Here is a 17,942-nt window from a genome sequence, read left to right as displayed (position 1 = left end):
TTGGGCTACGAGCCGGGGATCAGATCTTGTCTAACTCGCTTTTCACGAATTCGGCAAGGTCCTTCACGTAACCGGCGCTGAAATCAAATTTGATACCGGCGGTTTCGTATATCTCCTTGATAGTTTTAGTGTAACCCAACTTTAATGCATCAAGATATTGCTGCAACCCTTTTTCAGGGTTCTCTTTGTAGTTCTTCCAAACGGCAATAGCGCCTAACTGAGCCATGCCGTACTCGATGTAGTAGAACGGCACCTCGAAGATGTGCAATTGTTTTTGCCACAGGTTGGCCTCCGCTTCGCGGTGTTCGCTCCAGTCAATAAAACCAGCGCCAAAACGCTCATAGATCTGCACCCAACCCTCGGTACGCTGCGCATCGGTATGGTCGGGGTTGGTGTATAACCAGTGCTGGAACTGATCCACCACGGCCACCCAAGGCAAGGTCTTTAACACATCGATCAGCTGATCACGCTTGGCACGTTTCAATTCCTCCTCGTTGCTGAAGTATACATCCCATTGGTCCATCGATATCAGCTCCATAGACATGGAAGCCAGTTCGGCCACCTCGCTTGGGCAATGCTTCAGGTCGTTCAGCTCAATGTTGGCGGTCAGGAAGGTATGGATGGCATGGCCGCCCTCGTGTACCATGGTGGTCAGATCACGAAAGGTATTGGCTGAATTCATGAAGATGAACGGCGCACCGGTCTCGGCCAGTGGATAGTTATAGCCTCCTGGAGCTTTACCTTTACGGCTTTCCACATCGAACAATCCGTTCTCTTTCATCACTCGCAAGCGGTCACCCAAGTATGAGCCAATGCGGTCAAAACAAACGATCGAGCGGTCGATCAGCTCCTCGCCGTTCTGGAATGGTTTCAATGGTGCTTTGCCAGTAATGTCAACATCCATATCCCATGGCTTCAGGCTATCTAAGCCTAAAGCTTCCTGGCGCTTTTGAGCCTGCTCACGCAGGATGGGCACCACCTCCGTTTCTATGGCCTCATGAAAGGCATAGCAATCCTGCGGGGTGTAATCAAAACGGCCCAGTTCCTGGAACTTGTAGTCGCGGTAGTTGGTAAAACCTGCGTTAAGAGCAAGTTTGTGACGCAACACCAATAGCAGGTCAAAAAGCTTGTCCATGGCCTGCTTATCCTGCAAGCGGCGGGCGGTGATCTTTTCCCAGGCGGCCTGACGTTTGGCGCGATCAGTATCTTTTAACAACGCACCAGCCTGCTCCAGAGTAAGCTCTTTACCATCTATCTCGACCGACATGGCACCGGTCATCGATTGGTATTTTTGCTGCTCTACTTGAAGCTCGGTCTGTATTGGTATGTTCTCTTCGCGGAACAGCTCGATGGCCTTCCTGATGCCTCGCAAGTATATGAAGTATCTCTCCTCGTCAAGCTGGTCAACAAATTCGTTATCAACCAGTTTTTTATTGAGCTTGTTATTGAACGGCGCTATCTTAGGCTCCACTTCGGTAGCAAAGTATTGGAAGTTCTGCAACAGTTCTTCGCTGGCGGTATCGCACGTCATGCGGATGTATCGCCAGGCGAAATCTTCCTCTAAAGCGGCTTCCAGTTCGCTACGGTCGCGTAGCCATTGCTCCAATTCGGCCACGTTGCTGATCTGCCTGTCGCTCAATTCCTGGTATATAGGTTCCAGATTCTCCCATTTGATCTCCAGTTGAGTGGGTATATATTTTCTTTCTTTAGCGGCTATCATGCTCTTTCCAATTAAAATGTAGAAGTGCGAATATGCGGATGAGCCGATGATAAACCAAATGAAAAGGAAATAATTATACTCCCATGATGCACGCCGAACGCCTCATGCCTTGACCGATCATAAGCTGAACAAAGTGCGAGATAGGTGCCTTACACCGTCCTCATAAGTGGTTGGCTTAACACCGAACGCCCTCTCGAACTTATCCGAATTGAAATGGTAATCATGGTCATACTGGTAATACATCTCTACCGTACCACCGATCACTTTGCTGAACATGCCCATGATCTGCAACATGAACTTATTGACCGAGGTATATCGGGGCTTGGTTTCGAACACCTTTGCCGCCAGTTCGATAAATTGTTTGCCGGTGAGCGGTGCGGCGGTGGGCACATGCCAGATCTGTTTATCATGCTCCGGGTGCTGGCCTAACAGGTACATGGCCTTACCCGCATCAGGCACGTAAGTGAAGCTGTGCAACGTATCAGCCTTACCTAACCACATCGCCTTTTCCTTTTTGGCATATTTGGCCAGCACCATGCTATCGTAGAAGCTGTTCAAGCTTTCGGCACCGTAAAAATCGGCACCCCTTGCTATGGTAGCCTGCAAGTTACCTGCTTTTACCTCATCCATTAGTTGAGTTGCTACCTTGGCGCGAACCTCCCCTTTCACACTTGATGGGTTGTAGGGTGTGGTCTACACCATGGGGCCGTTCACCAGTCCGTACATGTACACGTTATCAAAGAATATGACCCGGGCATTGACCTGTTTGGCTGCGTTGATAACGTTGGTCATGATGATAGGCCATTGCTGGCGCCATATATCCTTGTCGTAAACCAGCCCGGCGCAAAGGTAGATCACCGTGGCGCCTTTGGTGGCTTCCATTAATTCAGCGGGGTTGGTGAGGTCGGCACGATGCCACTGGGCCAGTGGATCGTTGGGTTGGATTGGCCTGCGGCTTACCAGCCTCACGGGAATATTGTTTTGTAGTAATTGGGCGGTAAGTGCATTGGCTACCGGGCCGCCTGCTCCTAAAATGATATGCATAGCTTTTAGATGTTGTTAATCCAAAAGTAGGTGGCGGCTGACAGCCAAAACGTTAACAAAAGATAAGAAAACGGCTCAGCTCACTTTGCTGGCTCGAACATGCGCTTGCGGATGCGAGATAGTGACACTGGGGTAATGCCCAGGTAATTGGCCAGGTAATGCTGAGGGATGCGTTGCAATATGCGAGAGTTACTGTTAAGCAGGGCCATGTAGCGTTCCTCGGGAGTTTGTACCACAAAGGCCAATACCCTATCCTCATAACAGCAAATGAGATACTCCGCTATCTTTCGGCCAAAGCGCTCCATCTTTAGGGCTATGCGTGGGTCATCCAGTAACCGCTGCATCGAGTTGTAGGTGAATACGACGAGCGTACAGTCCTCCAATGCCTGCAGGTAGGTATTGCTTGGCTGCTGTACCAAAAAGCTTTTATAGGAGCTTACAAATTCGTTATCGAGGCAAAAGTAGTTGGTGATCTCCTGTCCGTCCTTCACGTGATAAAAACGTATCGAACCTGACACGATGAAGCCTACCTCGGTGCATACGTTGCCCACCTCGGTAAAAAGCTCTTTCTTCTTCAACCTACGCAGCTTTAAATGAGGTTCAAAAAGCGCCCACTCTTCATTGGTGAAGATGACCAGCTTCTCGAGCTCGAACCTAAAGGTATCAAAGTGAGCTTTTACTTGCGGATCCATAACCGATCGATCAGGAAAAATACGGCGAACACCACACTGGCTATTCCATTGGTGGTCATGAAGGCGAAGTTGACGCGGCTCAGATCATTGGGTTTTACCAGGCGATGCTGATACACCAACATACTGCAATACACCAGTATACCGATGTAGTATGGTACCCCTACCTCCGTGTAGATGGCCGGCATGATCACGAACACCGCCGACAGTACATGCAAGAAGGTGGACACGGCCAAAGCGCGTTCGGTACCCAACACACTTGGGATCGAATGCAAACGGTTCTCCCGGTCGAAGCCTTCATCCTGCAAAGCGTAGATGATATCAAAACCGCTCACCCAGCAAACCACTGCCAGCGAGAAGAACACCGGCAACATGGCGAACTCACCTGCCACCACCAGGTACGCACCGATGGGGGCTAACGAAAGGCCTAACCCAAGCACCAGGTGACAAAGCGCGGTGAAGCGTTTGGTAGCACTATATCCCAGCACCACTAATAACGCCACAGGCGAAAGGTAAAAGCAAATGCGATTAATGAACCATGTAGTTATCACGAACAAAGCGCAATTAACTAAAGTAAAAGTTAATGCCGAAGCAGGTGATATACGGCCGGCAGGAATATCGCGCACCTTAGTACGCGGATTCATGGCATCGATGTCGCGGTCGAGGTAACGGTTGAAAGCCATGGCCGAGTTACGGGCAAATACCATGCACAACAACATCAGCAACAGCTTAAGCCAATCGAACGGATGCGGGGTGGTACTGACCGCCAAGAAAAAGCCGATAAAGGCGAAAGGCATGGCGAATATGGTGTGCGAAAATGTTACTAAGGAAAAGTATTTTTTCATGCTGTATCTCTTATCTTGCCTGGATAGGTTACCAGTTCTTCACAAAGCCCTTGTTCACTTCGTCAATAAAATTCAACACCTCATCGCGTCCCAGTTTATTTTCTGAGGAAGTGATAAAGTATTGCGGTATTTCCTCGAACGAGGCCTTCAAGGCTTTCTTGAATTTGGCTACGTTCTGGTCGGTCTTCACGTTCGACTGCTTATCGGCCTTAGTGAAGATCAATACGAAGGGCAGCCCTTTGCTCCCTAACCAGTTGCAGAACTCCAGGTCTATCTTTTGTGGTTCCAGGCGACTATCGATCAGCACCAGCACGCACTGCAAACTCTCACGCTTATCCAGGTAAGTGCGGATGAACTTGTTCCAATCCTCCTTTTTGCTTTTAGAGATGCGGGCATAACCATAGCCAGGAAGATCGACCAAATACCACTCTTCGTTAATATAAAAGTGATTGATAAGTTGCGTTTTACCAGGGGTTTGCGATGTTTTAGCTAAACCCTTTTTGGCAGTGAGCATATTAATGAGAGACGATTTCCCTACATTGGATCTGCCAATGAAAGCGTATTCCGGCTTTTCGGGTGGCGGCAGTTTGGAAATCTGTGTATTACTGCATATGAACTCGGCAGATCTTACATTCATGATACAAAGGTACGAATTGCCCTTTCTATATTTGATGTTTAAACATTTATTTTAACATGAGCGATTATCAAATACCTGCACATACCCGCATAGGCCATGTGCACCTCAAAGTAAGCGACCTGCAACGTTCTCTTGATTTTTACTGCGGCCTGTTAGGCTTTGAACTGATGATGAAGTATGGCACTCAGGCGGCCTTCATCTCTGCCGGTGGCTATCACCATCACATTGGTTTGAACACTTGGCACAGCCTCGGCTCCGACCCTGCTCCCGACCGCTACCCCGGGCTTTACCACACGGCTATCCTCTACCCCGAGCGCCGCGACCTTGCCGCCATTATGCAACGGCTGATCGATGAGAAGTATCCGCAGATCACCGGCGCATCTGACCATGGTGTATCTGAGGCCATTTACCTGAACGACCCTGACCTGAACGGGGTGGAACTTTACTGGGACCGCCCCAAAGAGCAGTGGCCAGTAGACGAAAAAGGCGAGCTGACCATGTACACCAAGCGTTTGGATATCGATGGCTTGCTAAACGAACTTTAATAAACTCATAGTTTATTTGATTGCCACAAATCGTTCATTTATAAATTCTTACACATCAATATTACTTTTGGTTATAGTGCTTAGAACATCATTTTGACCAAAGAAACGCACGAATTGATACGCAAAAGTGTGCAAGTGATGCAAGTGCATAACCGTTCAATAATATGTTCGGGAAATAGAGGATCCAGTCTGACGGGCCGTTCTTTCAAAAGAACTTTTCAAACTTAAGACCATAGGTCAGCAGGAGGTTCTCGCTGTCAGTACGGGCGATCTTGTTGTAGGCTAATGAGCTGTTCAGGCTTAGCCAATTGCTAAGCTTGAAGCCCAGGGCAAAGCTGGTACGCAAGATGTAATCGCCTTTGCGGGTAAAGGAGTTCTGGATAAAGTTACCACTATCCAATGTGACCAGGTCACGGATCACAAAGTGGAACTGTACCCTTAGCGAGTTGCGGTAAGTGTGGTAAACCTCGCGGGTGGTATCGGAGGTGTTGATGTCGCTCAGGTCATATAGTACCCCATCGCTCACATTCAGGTAGGCATTAGGCCGGTCGTAAATGCTGTAAGCCACGCCAAGCCCGGTCAGTAATTGGCTGTTGATCTTAAGCGAGTAGCTGGTATTATAATTGGCCAAACCCCAGTAGTAGGCGTGCGGTATGGCTTTGTACAAATTGAAGTCGACGGATGAGGAGTAGTCATTGTTGGTGAGCGACCTGTCGGCTTTACCGTATACCCAGCTATTGCTGGCATTAAGGCTAATGGTTTTCTTCTTCATCTCGAAACGAAGGCCATTGTTGAGCAGGTAAGAATTCCCATCGCGCGTTCGGTTGGCGGATCCCGACGCATTGAAGGTGACATGATAGTGAACCGTATCATTGAGTTGAGCCAACGCCACCCGGCCGCAAAAAAGCAATGCAATGATCAGGATATAGCGTATATGCATAGGCGGGAGTTGGGTGGTATGTTCATGAACTGACAACCCAACTACCCGTATTGTTTGCACAGGCGGCCCACAGGGCCTCTCCTACCCTATCCCAGCATCAGCATATCCTCATCATCAGTAAGGCTCAGGCTGATGTTATCACTACCGGCAATACCTTCTATAGAGCCCTGGATGTGCACGGCGCTAAGGAGTACTTTTTCGAGTTGTTTCTCGCGCATTTTCCAAAGTTTCTCCATGGCCTCACGCTCTTTATGGATGGACAGACGCATAGCAGTAAAACCTTCGCGCAGGGCCTTCCATTGCTCGTTAAATTCGCTGCTCATAAGGTAGTCATACAGCAGATGCATTTTATCGCCTTTGCCTTCCTGGGCCTTTAAAATGGCCGAGGTTTTCATGATGCCGGCACGGAGCACATACGATACCGCTTTAAGCTCATTGAATGAGCAGATCCAAACGCCATCCTTCTCGCCAAAGCACTCCATATCTTTTGGGTAGCATTGGGTCACGATCACGGCTATATCGGCACCCATATGGCGCATGTCTTTTTTCAGTTTCTCGATCCAGTCGCCACCGAACTCCTTGGTGCGCTTACTCTCGTAAATGATCTTGCCGCACTCATGGCCGAATTGGTTGCGAACGGTCTGAATACAATCGGCACCACGGATACCCTTGCCTACCTCGTTCACCATATCGAACGGGAAGTAACCACGAAGCTGCTCTTCGAGCATCAACTCCTGTACCTCCCCCTGTAATTGCATAGAGCCCTGCTCGGCCTTGCGTTTCATCTCTTCGGCCAAACGTTTTTGGTCGTCCAATTGCTTTTCCAGCTCACGTACTTTGAACTGGTACTCGCTATCGCGTACCGAAAATTTCTCGGCCTCCTGCTTGCGAATATTCTCGGCCAATGCCTCGCGTTGCTCCTGTAGCTTGCGCTCGGTGATCAGCTCCAGTTCTTCTTCGCGTTGTTTTAGGTCGCGCTCTTTTTGCATGTACTCGAGCTCTTTTTGGCGGGCAGCACGTAACTTTTCATCCTGCTCCTTTACCGAGTTCTCTAACAAACGCATCTGGTGCTCCACATCGGCCTGTATCGACCGGCGCAACGCCTCTTCCATCTCCTGCTGTACCTTGCGCTTTTCATCGGCCAGTCTCAGGTCAAATTGCTGCTGTTGCTGACGTTGCCTGGCGTTGAACTCGTCCTCCTTTTTGCGGTACTCATCCTCACGCTGCTGGATGTTCTTGCGGTACTCTTCTTCCTTTTGCTGAGTATACTGCTGCATCTTGTTGCGCAGCTGCTTCTTGTACTCTTCGGTCATTACTTCCTCTATCGGGAATCCATGACCGCAATTAGGACATTTTACTTCTGTTGCCATATCGTTTAACCAGAGTTAAAGGTAACAGTAATTTTTGATAAAAATATTAGTAAAAGTTCCCGTTACAGGCAAATGACAACGAGGAGGTCAGCGATAAAGGCAGACGCAAATAACAGATGAACTTATTTTTTATGTTGAGATAACTGCCTTTGCAGCTCGTTGCAACATTGCTCAAAAACATGTTCAGGTAACGAAATGGAGCCGCTTTTCTCGATCGTCCAATGTCCGCTCTCGTCCTTGTTAATGAACATGGGATCGGGTTCACCGGTTATGTTCTCCAGCTTAAAGCGGGTGTAACTCTCATCAAGCGGATAGGCGATCAATCCTGTTTCCAGTTCGTCAATATGACATTTGATGGTGAATGCTTCCATGGCTGTAAGTATGGGTGTATATGTTTAACCTATGCAATGAGCGCTGGTTTCGATTATTTGAGATCGGCACACCAACAGGTTCACATTTTTTTGCGCTAATCTGTAATTTTAGCTCCGTGGCAACATCTAAACATCAAACAACGATAACAAGATACATATGCAGAATCACGAGATAGACTACAAGATATTTGGCGAAGAGATGCAATACGTTGAGATCGAGCTTGATCCAAGCGAGACCGCGATCGCCGAATCGGGCGCGTTCATGATGATGGACGAAGGCGTACAAATGCAGACCATTTTTGGCGATGGCAGTCAGCAACAAGGCGGCGGACTAATGGGCAAACTCTTCAGCGCCGGCAAGCGACTGCTGGTGGGCGAAAGCTTGTTCATGACCGCGTTCACTAACGTTGGGCACGGCAAGAGGCGAGTGAGCTTTGCCTCTCCTTACCCGGGCAAGATCATTCCGCTTGACCTGTCGCAACTGGGCGGAGCGGTGGTTTGCCAAAAGGACGCGTTCTTGTGCGCGGCTAAGGGCGTGGCCATTAACGTAGAGTTCCAACGTAAACTGGGTACCGGCCTGTTCGGTGGCGAAGGTTTTATTATGGAGAAACTACAGGGCGACGGTATGGCCTTTATGCATGCTGGTGGCCACGTGTTCGAGCGTAACCTGCAAGCCGGCGAAATGATCAAGATCGATACGGGTTGTTTGGTAGGTTATACCATGGGTATTGATTTTGACATCGAGTTCATAGGCGGCATCCGTAATAAGGTATTTGGTGGCGAGGGTATATTCTTTGCTACGCTGCGTGGTCCGGGTAAGATCTGGATACAAACCCTGCCGGTAAGCAGGCTGGCCAGCCGTATCCTCACCTATGGTTCGGTAGGCGGGCGCCGTGAAGAAGGCAGCATTTTAGGCGGCCTGGGCAACCTCCTTGATGGCGACGGTTATTGATCGCTGATGTAATACAAAAAAGGCCGATGATCAACCATCGGCCTTCTTGTTATTTGACGCCCTTGAGCACCCTGATCTCTTCCCTCAGGTCCTGAATGTTCTGTTTGGCCTGGCGGTTCTCCAGGTAATAGTATATCGCAAAACCTAAGAATATCTTACCCAACACAAATACTGCCGCAAATGCCCATCGCCATGCTTTGTGTATGCGCATGTGGGTGTTCGCGCCTTCCACCTCTATATAATCGGGACCTTTAAGCGGCTCCTCGTGTACTTTCCGCTGATGTGTATCCGGTCTTGGCCGCTCAGGCATGGTCCTTCCAATCACAGCAAGACCATTGATCTCATCCTCTATGCGTGCCCATAACGCCGGTGGCGGCGGTACGGCCATGTTGTTAGCCAGCAATTCAAGGTCATGTTCAAGCCGGTCAAGTTCCTGCGCTACCGCCGGATGCTGCTTCTTCATGCGCAACACTTCCCTATCTTCATCCTCAGATGTAGCGCCCATCACAAAAGCTTCTAATAAGCCGCTTTCCATAAATTCGTCTACCCTGTTATCCATTTTTGATCATTACAAAAGCTTCCTTCAAAATCCTTTTTACTTCCTGGTCCGTTATCCCCATTTCCTCGGCAAGGTTCTGGGTAGACCTCTGGTAATAGTAAACGCCGCAAAAAACGATCTGTTGTTCTGTACTCATGGTGCTGATAAAGCTATCGAACTTTAAACGGTCGCCCGTGTTGGACAGGTCATCTACCATATCTTTGATCCGCAAACCATTGAAATGGCCTAATAATTTGGCTTTGGCCAATGCTTTAAGACCGATCCACGGATGCTCGTTAAGATCAGTGAGCCGGGCCGGTACTTCTTTAAATATCTCCACCAGGTATTGCTCGGCCAACCGGTGATCTTTCAGCACTTCCAACAGGTAACCTAACAACCAGCTGCTGTAACGATAATACAGCGCTCGCGCCACTAACACCGCATTACCAACAGGTAACTGAGGGTCATCGATCTTCACTTTATGCATTAATGTAGGGGAACAAAAATCACTTATAAAATTAGGAAAAAAACTTAGCTAATATGCTATACGTACATATTATTCGGGATCTATACGATAAAGTGATCACATTTTGGTCATAAACCATGGTATAGTTCGGTGTTTTACCTACGAACTTTATTTTTGAAAAATTTTAACAAGAGCATGAACGTAGCCGATCAGCGCATAGCGACATTAAAACAACATATACAGCCGTTACGAGCCCAATTGATCGGGCACGGCCTGTACGAGCAGATCACCTCACTAGCCGACCTGAATACCTTTATGCAGCACCATGTGTTCGCGGTGTGGGATTTCATGTCATTACTGAAAGCATTACAGCAAACGCTTACCTGCGTGCAACTACCCTGGATGCCGGTGGCCAATACGAATACCTGTTACCTGATCAACGAGATAGTGACCGGCGAGGAAAGCGACGTGGATCAGGAAGGCAACCGCACCAGCCATTTTGAACTGTACCTGCAGGCCATGGAACAGGCCGGTGGTGCAGCCACCTCTATTCATGCCCTGTTCAATGAGCTGCAGAACGGTAAGAACATCAATGAAGCGTTACAAAGTGCCGATATACCTGACGCCGCCCGCCGTTTTGTACAGCACACCTTTGATGTGATCGCCACTAACAAGCCCCACATTCAGGCCGCAGTGTTCACCTTTGGCCGCGAGGACCTGATCCCCGACATGTTCATTAGCATGGTGAAAGAGATAGGCGAACAATTCCCGGGTAAAGTAGATCAATTGATCTATTACCTGGAGCGCCACATTGAGGTAGATGGCGACCACCACTCGCACCTGGCTTATCAAATGACCGCCGAACTTTGCGGAGACGACGAACAGAAGTGGGCAGAGGCAACACACGCCGTTGAAGCGGCCTTAGAAGCACGCATAGCCTTATGGGATGGCATTTTGCAGGCGATCAGCGTGACCGCTTAGATCTGTATCTAATACCCATAAAAAACAAAAGATCAGGGCTTGGCCCTGATCTTTTGTGCTATACGGACCGTCACATCTGATCCTCGCGCAAAAAAGGTTGATACTGGTTCTTGTTTGAGATATGGAATAAATCGCTCGCCATATAGCGCACCTATGTCGGCCGTAAAAATAGGGTCTGTACAGGCAGCGATCTGCCAGGGCACGTGCTCCACCGCGTACTCGAGCGTTACGGCCGGATTGATGAGGTTGTAGCCCCAGTAATGCTCAAAGATGAACTCTTCGGCACTGCCCGGCTCAATGGAAGTGAACGCGTTACTTACCGTAGCTCCAAGCTTATTCCAATTGCCTTTGTAACGCCATTCGTACAAATATTCTGTTTTGCCACTGGCCACCGGTACCGCCGAATGACGCATGGGCATGGCCTTATAGTGTTCGTTATACAAACTATTGGCCACCAAAGGGATGAACACCCTCGGTACGATCTCGCTTATGAACACCGCTCCCCTCTTCCATTCTGAACCGTCGAAGTAACGGACATAGAACCTGAGGTTAACTTCCTCGAAGTTGACATGCCCGGGCCACTTTACGCCCAGTACCCGAGTATTCATGAACATGAACCCCACCATACTGACCAGCGCCTTCCCTTCCCAAAGGTCGAGCTCGGTGTAGGCGGGTAGATAAGGCTGCAAAATTGCAGGGTCTACCTCGTAGTTCAGCATCAGCAGGTCGCGCCATTCGGCGCGAAGGAAACGGTTATGGGGCATATACAGGTGTGATAGTAAACAACAAACCCCGCTTGAGCGGGGTTGTTTAGGTTATTTCCTGTAATATTTCATTGCCTCTGGTATGCGGGCCTGTATGTCGCGGATACGGGTAGCATCGCTTGGGTGAGTGCTCAGGAACTCTGGCGGAGCGCCGCCTTTATTCTGAGCTGCCATACGTTGCCAAAAAGCAACAGCATTGTTAGGATCATAACCGGCCATGGCCATAAAGGTCAATCCTAAACGATCGGCTTCTGTTTCTTGTGAACGACTGTAGTGCAATAGCGCAACTTGGCTACCCACACCATACAGGGCGTTGACGATGCCCAATGATTTATTATTAGAGGTGCCAGCAGCTACGCCTAAACCCGCGCCTATACCTTGTGCTACATACTCTTGTGAGATACGCTCTGCCGAGTGGCGGGCAATGGCGTGACCGATCTCGTGGCCCATTACGGTAGCTAAACCGGCATCATCGCGGGTGATAGGCAATATACCACTGTATACCGCTACCTTACCACCAGGCATACACCAGGCATTCACTTCCTTACTATCGATCAGGTTGAATTCCCAATTAAAATTGTACTGGTCGCCGTAACCGTTCTGTTTCAGGTAACGCTCAATGGCTGAGGCCAATTGTGAACCAACACGTTTCACACGCTGCGCATCAGCCGATGAGCTGATCACTTTCGTTTTTGGGTCACTTAATAATTGTTGATAGCTTGCCGCTGCTGATTGGTTGATCTGGGCATCGCTAACAGCAAGTAATTGCTTGCGTCCGGTTAGCGGCACAGTTGAGCATGAGGAGATAATGAACGCTGCAATAAGCGCGAAAATAGGTTTGGTGATTCTCATAGATAATTCAGGCTACTTTACTTTTAAACAAATTAACTTTGCTCTCCTTGCCCTTCAACAAACGCTCGATATTTTTTTGGTGCGTAACTAATATTAATACACATATACACATCGCATATATGACGACCGATCTTATATACACCGGAAATATTACGGTAACTCCGGCTAAGTATGTAAAACTGGCCACCATGGAGCTTAATGATACATATTTAGTAATAAGTAGCACTATTATAAATACAAGCACGCAAAGCAAGGCAGCTTGAAGATTAATAGCCAAAACCATTCCAAACAAAGTGGCTACACCTTTACCGCCTCTAAAGCCCGCAAATATCGGGAACAGGTGTCCCATTACGGCCGCTATACCCAAAGCAAGCTCCAGGTTAACGAACGCTACTGAATTATGATTACCAATGGTGGATGTTCCCAACAAATAGGCCAGATTGGTGGCCGTCCACCCTTTTAAGATATCGATGAGCATGACGGGTATGCCAGCCTGCTTACCTAAAACCCTGAAAGTATTGGTGGCACCGGCGTTTCCGCTTCCGTATTCGCGTACATCTATCCCATAAAATGCCTGACCGATCCATACCGCGGTAGGTATAGAGCCAAAAAGGTAGGCCAGAATGAGCACAAGGATAGAGTAAACCGTTATCATTTTGCCACAAGTATACTTAAATCGGTATAAAAATCAGGCTTTATTGCTTAACAGCCTTTAAACTAAGGTCTAAACTTTTGACCGAATGGGTTAAAGCGCCAACTGATATATAATCAACACCGCAAGCTGCATAGTCTTTGATATTATCTTCGGTGATACCGCCCGAGGCCTCGGTAGCGTAACGGCCAGATACGATGTTCACTGCCTCGCTTAGGTCAGATAGGCTAAAGTTATCGAGTAATATGCGGTCCACACCGCCCACCTCAAGTACCTGCTCCAGTTCGTCAAGGTTACGCACCTCTATCTCGATCGGCAGTTTCTTGCCGTTGGTTTTTAAGTATTCGTGCGTATTGCGCAAGGCCTGGCGTATGCCTCCCGAATAGTCCACATGATTGTCTTTGATGAGTATCATATCGTATAGACCGAAGCGATGGTTCACGCCCCCACCGATCTGCACTGCCCATTTCTCGAGGTAACGCAAGCCGGGGGTGGTCTTGCGGGTGTCCAATACCCGAGTATTGGTACCTTTCAGTAAATCGATGATGTGGCGGGTCTTGGTGGCTATACCGCTCATGCGTTGCATACAGTTCAACACCAAGCGCTCGGCACGCAGGATGCATTGTACACTGCCTTCTACCTCAAGTGCCACATCCCCAGGTTTGATCAGGTCACCATCGTTCATCAGCACGTTCACCTTCAGGTCGGGGCTTACGATCTTGAATATCTCTACTGCCAACTCAACGCCGGCCAGCACACCGGTATCCTTTACCAGCAAACGAGCCTTGCCTTGGGTATCGCCAGGTATGGTGGCTAATGAGGTATGGTCGCCATCGCCAACATCTTCGGCCAGCGTGCGAACGATCAGTTCATCTACGATCTCTTTATTCAAAACTTCAATATTTACGCGTCAAAAGTAAAACATTTAACGAGGATTTGGTTTTGATCTTGGGGAAATTGGTTGTAACACTTATAGTGTAAAGGCATTAAGCGCCGGTTAGCGTAATTGTGACACTATCCCGGCTCAACTACTGATCGCGTGCTGTGTTACAACTCACTCAAAAAACTATATTTGCAACGTGGAAAACAAAAAGATAGCCTTACTTATACTTGACGGCTGGGGATACGGCCGCCAGGACGCATCGAACGCCATTTACACGGCCAACACTCCATTTTTTGACGAGATGCTGCAAAAGTATCCAAACTCCAAGCTGGTAACTTCGGGTACGGCCGTGGGTTTGCCTGAAGGGCAAATGGGCAACTCAGAGGTTGGTCACATGAATTTGGGTGCCGGCCGCATCGTGTACCAGGAACTGGGCCGCATACACAAGGCGGTCGATGACCACGAGCTACCACAGAACGCTGTAGTGAAAGAGGCGTTCGACTATGCTAAAGAGAATAATAAAGATGTGCACTTCATCGGACTGGTGTCTGACGGAGGTGTACACTCACATACCAAACACCTGAAAGGCTTGTGCGATGCCGCTACCGAATTTGGTTTGGAGCGCATTTTCATCCATGCCTTTTTAGATGGTCGTGATACTGACCCTAACTCGGGTATCACTTACATCACTGATCTTGAACTGGCTATTTCGCAACAACCAGTAAAGCTGGCATCAGCCATCGGTCGTTACTATGCTATGGACCGCGATAACCGCTGGGAGCGTGTAAAATTGGCTTACGACCTGATGGTGAATGGTACCGGTACACCCGCCATGAACATGATCGAGGCTATCCGTGAATCGTATGCAGATGGTGTTACCGACGAGTTCGTTAAACCGATCGTGAGGGTGGATGCCGATAATAACCCGATCGCTACCATTAAGGACGGCGATGTGGTGATCTGCTTTAACTTCCGCACCGATCGTGGCCGCGAGATCACACAGGCGCTTAGCCAAAAGGATTTCCCAGAGCAGAACATGCACGCCCTGCAGCTGCACTACATCACCATGACCCCTTATGACGAGACCTTTAAGAACGTTAAAGTGATCTTCAATAAAGAGGACCTGACCCAAACCCTGGGCGAGGTATTGCAGAACGCTGGTAAGAATCAGATCCGTATAGCGGAGACCGAGAAATATCCGCACGTGACCTTCTTCTTCTCAGGTGGTCGTGAGCGTGAATTTGATAATGAGAAACGCCTGATGGTTCCCTCACCTAAGGTGGCCACTTATGACCTGCAGCCCGAAATGAGCGCCGAAGGTATCCGTGATGCCATTTTACCTGAACTGCAAAGCGGCTGGGCCGATTTCATATGCCTTAACTTTGCCAATACCGATATGGTTGGTCATACCGGCGTGTTCGAGGCGGTGGTAAAAGCTGCTGAGACCGTTGATAGCTGTGTGAAGACACTGGTTGAGACCGGTACACAGAATGGTTATTCATTCATCATCATTGCCGATCATGGCAATGCTGATTATATGATCAATGATGATGGTTCGCCGAACACCGCGCATACCACTAACCTGGTGCCTTGCATCCTGATCGATAAAGACCTTACGACCATTAAAGATGGTAAGCTGGGCGACATTGCCCCTACCGTATTGACCATGCTGGGTGTAGAGATACCAGCCGCCATGACCGGGGATGTATTGGTATAGTTCCAAACATTTTAAGCTGCTAAGCAGCGTGTTATTATGTGCATCCGGCTTGGTAGCTTGCCGGCCGGATGTACATGAAAGCACTTCAGAGAATAAGTATTTTGACCTGAAAGGCTACGTAAGTGCCGATATATCGCGTTTAGCGCGTAGGAATGCCGGCGTGACCAAAACGGTACAGCACAACCGCACCGGCAAACAGACCAAAACAATCAGCACCATCAACTGGGAGCAGGAGCTGGCGCCTTTCGTATCCTCCGATATCAATAAACCGGCCTGGCGTCAAAGCTATAGCACGGAGCAGAAAGGCGATTCCACCGTTTATACCGCGTTGCAGCATGAACTGAATACCCGCCGCATCGTGATACACCAGCAAGATGGTCACGTGAGCCAGATCGCTATCGACAATGCCACCCACAACCTCCTTTATAACAATTCAGAACGATTGATTTGGTATCCAGATTCGTTATACGTGATCAATAAGTGGCAAAAGGTAAGGCTGCTTGGCGAGAACGTTTACGAGATCAGTGGCGTGATACGCTAAGAAGGAGCTCTAAATAGCTTAAAATGTTCTTATATGACTCCTTTGCTAAGCCAAAGCTTTATTTTGGAGGAACGTTTAGGTTCCAATAAATTAGAGGACGTCGACATTATCGACATCATTAAAGATCTTCTGACCGAGAATAATTACAAGGTCATTAGCCTTACAGCTACATCTATTAGGTTCGAGGGGACCATCAAGCCTGTTTCAAGGCATGAATATATCAATTACATAGACGAGGGTCTATTTGAATTGACCACTTCTGACCAACACACTTTAAAATTCAAATATTATATAAATTACGCGACAGAGTTTTTTATATTGATTATCCCCATCACTATAGGCGTTCTTGGATTTCCGCAAGGATTGATGATCGCTGCATTACTAATTGGCTATTTTACCTATCATACAATTTATCAAAGGAGGGTAGCAAGAAAAATATTCTCAGTTATCTTGAAGAACTGTAAAGCCGAGTTACAATAATTTACTATCTCCGGAAAAACCTGTTCGTATTGATTTCCTAATACCTTAAAATAGCAAGCCCGAACCGGACCATTCACGACATTTGTAACGGACATCTAAGTGTTACATTCGACTAAAACAGTGTTACATTTGGTGTTACATTCCGGTTTTTTGCAGCTTTTTCTTGAAATTTCTTGGTTTTTACGATTTTCGCAACGCCAAAAAGTGAGGAAAGTTGGGGAATTTTGTTACATCGGTGTAACACTTGTAACGCGCGCAAACAGCATCCCTTCTGATCGCTGGGACGAGTTAAATAAGGGGATCGGAAATTTTGGTAATGGTGCTCTTGCCTCGACCTCTTAGTGATGACCTACCACAGTAGCCAGTTTCTCTTTCGATACATCAAGCAGGGAGGCGATGTCGGTACGGCTTGGGTTGGATGATAATAACTTTTCGAAATCGGCAATGGCTGCTTTGAGGGCCGATGCTACAGCAGTTTTGTCGTACGAGCCCGCGGCCTTCATTTTCAATGCCGCGTACTCCTTGTAGGCCAGGCCACGGTTCTGGAAGTAGCTATCCTCCGGTTTGATGAGGATAGCCTTGTTCAGGTCATTGATGGCGCCCAGCATGCACTTCTCACGGTCATTACCGGCCAGCAGCTGATCCTTAGCCATATTGAGGCGGGCTATGGCCCTGAAATAATAAGCTTCGCGATTGGTCTTGTCAATGTTGATCACGCGGGTATAGGCCCCTACCGATCTTTTGAAATTACCAGAATGAAAGTAAGAGTAACCGAGCATCCAGAGTGCGTTGGTGCTGTTGGAATCGACCATGCAGGCCTTTTCCAGCTGACGTACCGCGGTCTTGAAGTCCTTGTCCATCATGGCCTGATAGCCCAACTTCACATAGGCATTTTGTGCCGAACTCTCTACGGTTGAAATGATCAAAAACGATAATATGACCGACAGTCTCATCA

At 48.3% G+C, this 17,942-nt stretch carries 19 protein-coding genes and 1 pseudogene; 5 read left to right on the top strand and 15 right to left on the bottom strand.

The features are described 5' to 3' along the window. Window positions 1-19: 19 nt before the first annotated feature. From LLH06_RS07020 to yihA, 5 genes and pseudogenes are all read right to left on the bottom strand, one after another. Window positions 20-1,720, bottom strand: coding sequence for a M3 family oligoendopeptidase (locus LLH06_RS07020; protein WP_228172556.1), 1,701 nt, complete (start codon window positions 1,718-1,720; stop codon window positions 20-22). Between the two features lie 117 nt (window positions 1,721-1,837). Further along, window positions 1,838-2,764 (bottom strand): annotated as a pseudogene (locus LLH06_RS20730) (NAD-dependent epimerase/dehydratase family protein). Between the two features lie 80 nt (window positions 2,765-2,844). After that, the gene (locus LLH06_RS07005) at window positions 2,845-3,456 is read right to left on the bottom strand and encodes a Crp/Fnr family transcriptional regulator (protein ID WP_228172553.1); all 612 of its coding nucleotides are present in this window, start codon (window positions 3,454-3,456) and stop codon (window positions 2,845-2,847) included. Then, window positions 3,441-4,298, bottom strand: coding sequence for a UbiA-like polyprenyltransferase (locus tag LLH06_RS07000; RefSeq protein ID WP_228172552.1), 858 nt, complete (start codon window positions 4,296-4,298; stop codon window positions 3,441-3,443). Before LLH06_RS07000 ends, LLH06_RS07005 begins: the two co-directional genes overlap by 16 nt. A 28-nt stretch (window positions 4,299-4,326) precedes the next feature. Then, window positions 4,327-4,935 carry a ribosome biogenesis GTP-binding protein YihA/YsxC gene (yihA, locus tag LLH06_RS06995; RefSeq protein WP_228172551.1) on the bottom strand — a complete coding sequence of 203 codons (609 nt, stop codon included), beginning with the start codon at window positions 4,933-4,935 and terminating at the stop codon, window positions 4,327-4,329. Between the two features lie 56 nt (window positions 4,936-4,991). On the opposite strand from yihA, the gene LLH06_RS06990 reads away from it, so the two are divergent. Continuing rightward, window positions 4,992-5,480 (top strand): VOC family protein, encoded by a 489-nt coding sequence (locus LLH06_RS06990; RefSeq protein WP_228172550.1) that lies wholly within the window; start codon window positions 4,992-4,994, stop codon window positions 5,478-5,480. A 205-nt stretch (window positions 5,481-5,685) separates the two neighbouring features. On the opposite strand, the gene LLH06_RS06985 is transcribed toward LLH06_RS06990, so the two are convergent. The 3 genes from LLH06_RS06985 to LLH06_RS06975 all read right to left on the bottom strand — a co-directional run bounded on the left by LLH06_RS06985 (window position 5,686) and on the right by LLH06_RS06975 (window position 8,161). Then, window positions 5,686-6,420, bottom strand: a complete 735-nt coding sequence (locus LLH06_RS06985) for a DUF481 domain-containing protein (RefSeq protein ID WP_228172549.1) — start codon at window positions 6,418-6,420, stop codon at window positions 5,686-5,688. A gap of 86 nt (window positions 6,421-6,506) precedes the next feature. Beyond that, a complete protein-coding gene (locus LLH06_RS06980) occupies window positions 6,507-7,790 on the bottom strand; it encodes a DUF2130 domain-containing protein (protein ID WP_228172548.1) in 1,284 nt (427 codons plus the stop codon). 122 nt (window positions 7,791-7,912) lie between these two features. After that, window positions 7,913-8,161, bottom strand: a complete 249-nt coding sequence (locus LLH06_RS06975) for a hypothetical protein (RefSeq protein ID WP_228172547.1) — start codon at window positions 8,159-8,161, stop codon at window positions 7,913-7,915. Window positions 8,162-8,318: 157 nt separating this feature from the next. On the opposite strand from LLH06_RS06975, the gene LLH06_RS06970 reads away from it, so the two are divergent. Continuing rightward, complete coding sequence (locus LLH06_RS06970; protein ID WP_228172546.1) at window positions 8,319-9,113, top strand: TIGR00266 family protein; 795 nt, start codon at window positions 8,319-8,321, stop codon at window positions 9,111-9,113. Window positions 9,114-9,162: 49 nt separating this feature from the next. Here LLH06_RS06970 and LLH06_RS06965 read toward each other — a convergent pair whose 3' ends face one another. After that, a complete protein-coding gene (locus LLH06_RS06965) occupies window positions 9,163-9,672 on the bottom strand; it encodes a hypothetical protein (protein WP_228172545.1) in 510 nt (169 codons plus the stop codon). Beyond that, entirely contained in the window at window positions 9,665-10,138 is a 474-nt protein-coding gene (locus tag LLH06_RS06960; protein ID WP_228172544.1) for a sigma factor-like helix-turn-helix DNA-binding protein, read from the bottom strand. Before LLH06_RS06960 ends, LLH06_RS06965 begins: the two co-directional genes overlap by 8 nt. Window positions 10,139-10,291: 153 nt before the next feature. On the opposite strand from LLH06_RS06960, the gene LLH06_RS06955 reads away from it, so the two are divergent. Next, window positions 10,292-11,098, top strand: coding sequence for a DUF3050 domain-containing protein (locus LLH06_RS06955; RefSeq protein WP_228172543.1), 807 nt, complete (start codon window positions 10,292-10,294; stop codon window positions 11,096-11,098). Between the two features lie 32 nt (window positions 11,099-11,130). Here LLH06_RS06955 and LLH06_RS06950 read toward each other — a convergent pair whose 3' ends face one another. From LLH06_RS06950 to nadC, 4 genes are read right to left on the bottom strand one after another with little or no spacing between them, the layout of a single operon-like run. Then, window positions 11,131-11,862 (bottom strand): YqjF family protein, encoded by a 732-nt coding sequence (locus tag LLH06_RS06950; protein WP_228172542.1) that lies wholly within the window; start codon window positions 11,860-11,862, stop codon window positions 11,131-11,133. 51 nt (window positions 11,863-11,913) lie between these two features. Further along, window positions 11,914-12,714, bottom strand: coding sequence for a M48 family metallopeptidase (locus tag LLH06_RS06945; RefSeq protein WP_228172541.1), 801 nt, complete (start codon window positions 12,712-12,714; stop codon window positions 11,914-11,916). 7 nt (window positions 12,715-12,721) lie between these two features. Then, complete coding sequence (gene plsY, locus LLH06_RS06940) at window positions 12,722-13,369, bottom strand: glycerol-3-phosphate 1-O-acyltransferase PlsY (RefSeq protein WP_228172540.1); 648 nt, start codon at window positions 13,367-13,369, stop codon at window positions 12,722-12,724. Between the two features lie 40 nt (window positions 13,370-13,409). After that, entirely contained in the window at window positions 13,410-14,258 is an 849-nt protein-coding gene (gene nadC, locus LLH06_RS06935) for a carboxylating nicotinate-nucleotide diphosphorylase (RefSeq protein ID WP_228172539.1), read from the bottom strand. 187 nt (window positions 14,259-14,445) lie between these two features. Here nadC and gpmI point away from each other — a divergent pair, with 187 nt between their 5' ends. Together gpmI and LLH06_RS06925 are read left to right on the top strand one after the other, a co-directional pair. After that, a complete protein-coding gene (gene gpmI, locus LLH06_RS06930) occupies window positions 14,446-15,966 on the top strand; it encodes a 2,3-bisphosphoglycerate-independent phosphoglycerate mutase (RefSeq protein WP_228172538.1) in 1,521 nt (506 codons plus the stop codon). Beyond that, window positions 15,953-16,507, top strand: a complete 555-nt coding sequence (locus tag LLH06_RS06925) for a hypothetical protein (protein ID WP_228172537.1) — start codon at window positions 15,953-15,955, stop codon at window positions 16,505-16,507. The genes gpmI and LLH06_RS06925 overlap by 14 nt, the downstream gene beginning before the upstream one ends. Before the next feature lie 818 nt (window positions 16,508-17,325). On the opposite strand, the gene LLH06_RS06920 is transcribed toward LLH06_RS06925, so the two are convergent. Then, complete coding sequence (locus LLH06_RS06920) at window positions 17,326-17,913, bottom strand: tetratricopeptide repeat protein (protein WP_228172536.1); 588 nt, start codon at window positions 17,911-17,913, stop codon at window positions 17,326-17,328. Window positions 17,914-17,942 lie beyond the last annotated feature (29 nt).

The organism is Mucilaginibacter daejeonensis (assembly GCF_020783335.1).
GTDB lineage: Bacteria > Bacteroidota > Bacteroidia > Sphingobacteriales > Sphingobacteriaceae > Mucilaginibacter > Mucilaginibacter daejeonensis.
Note: the sequence above shows the minus strand (reverse complement) of the source record. Positions and strands in the feature narration are given on the sequence as shown.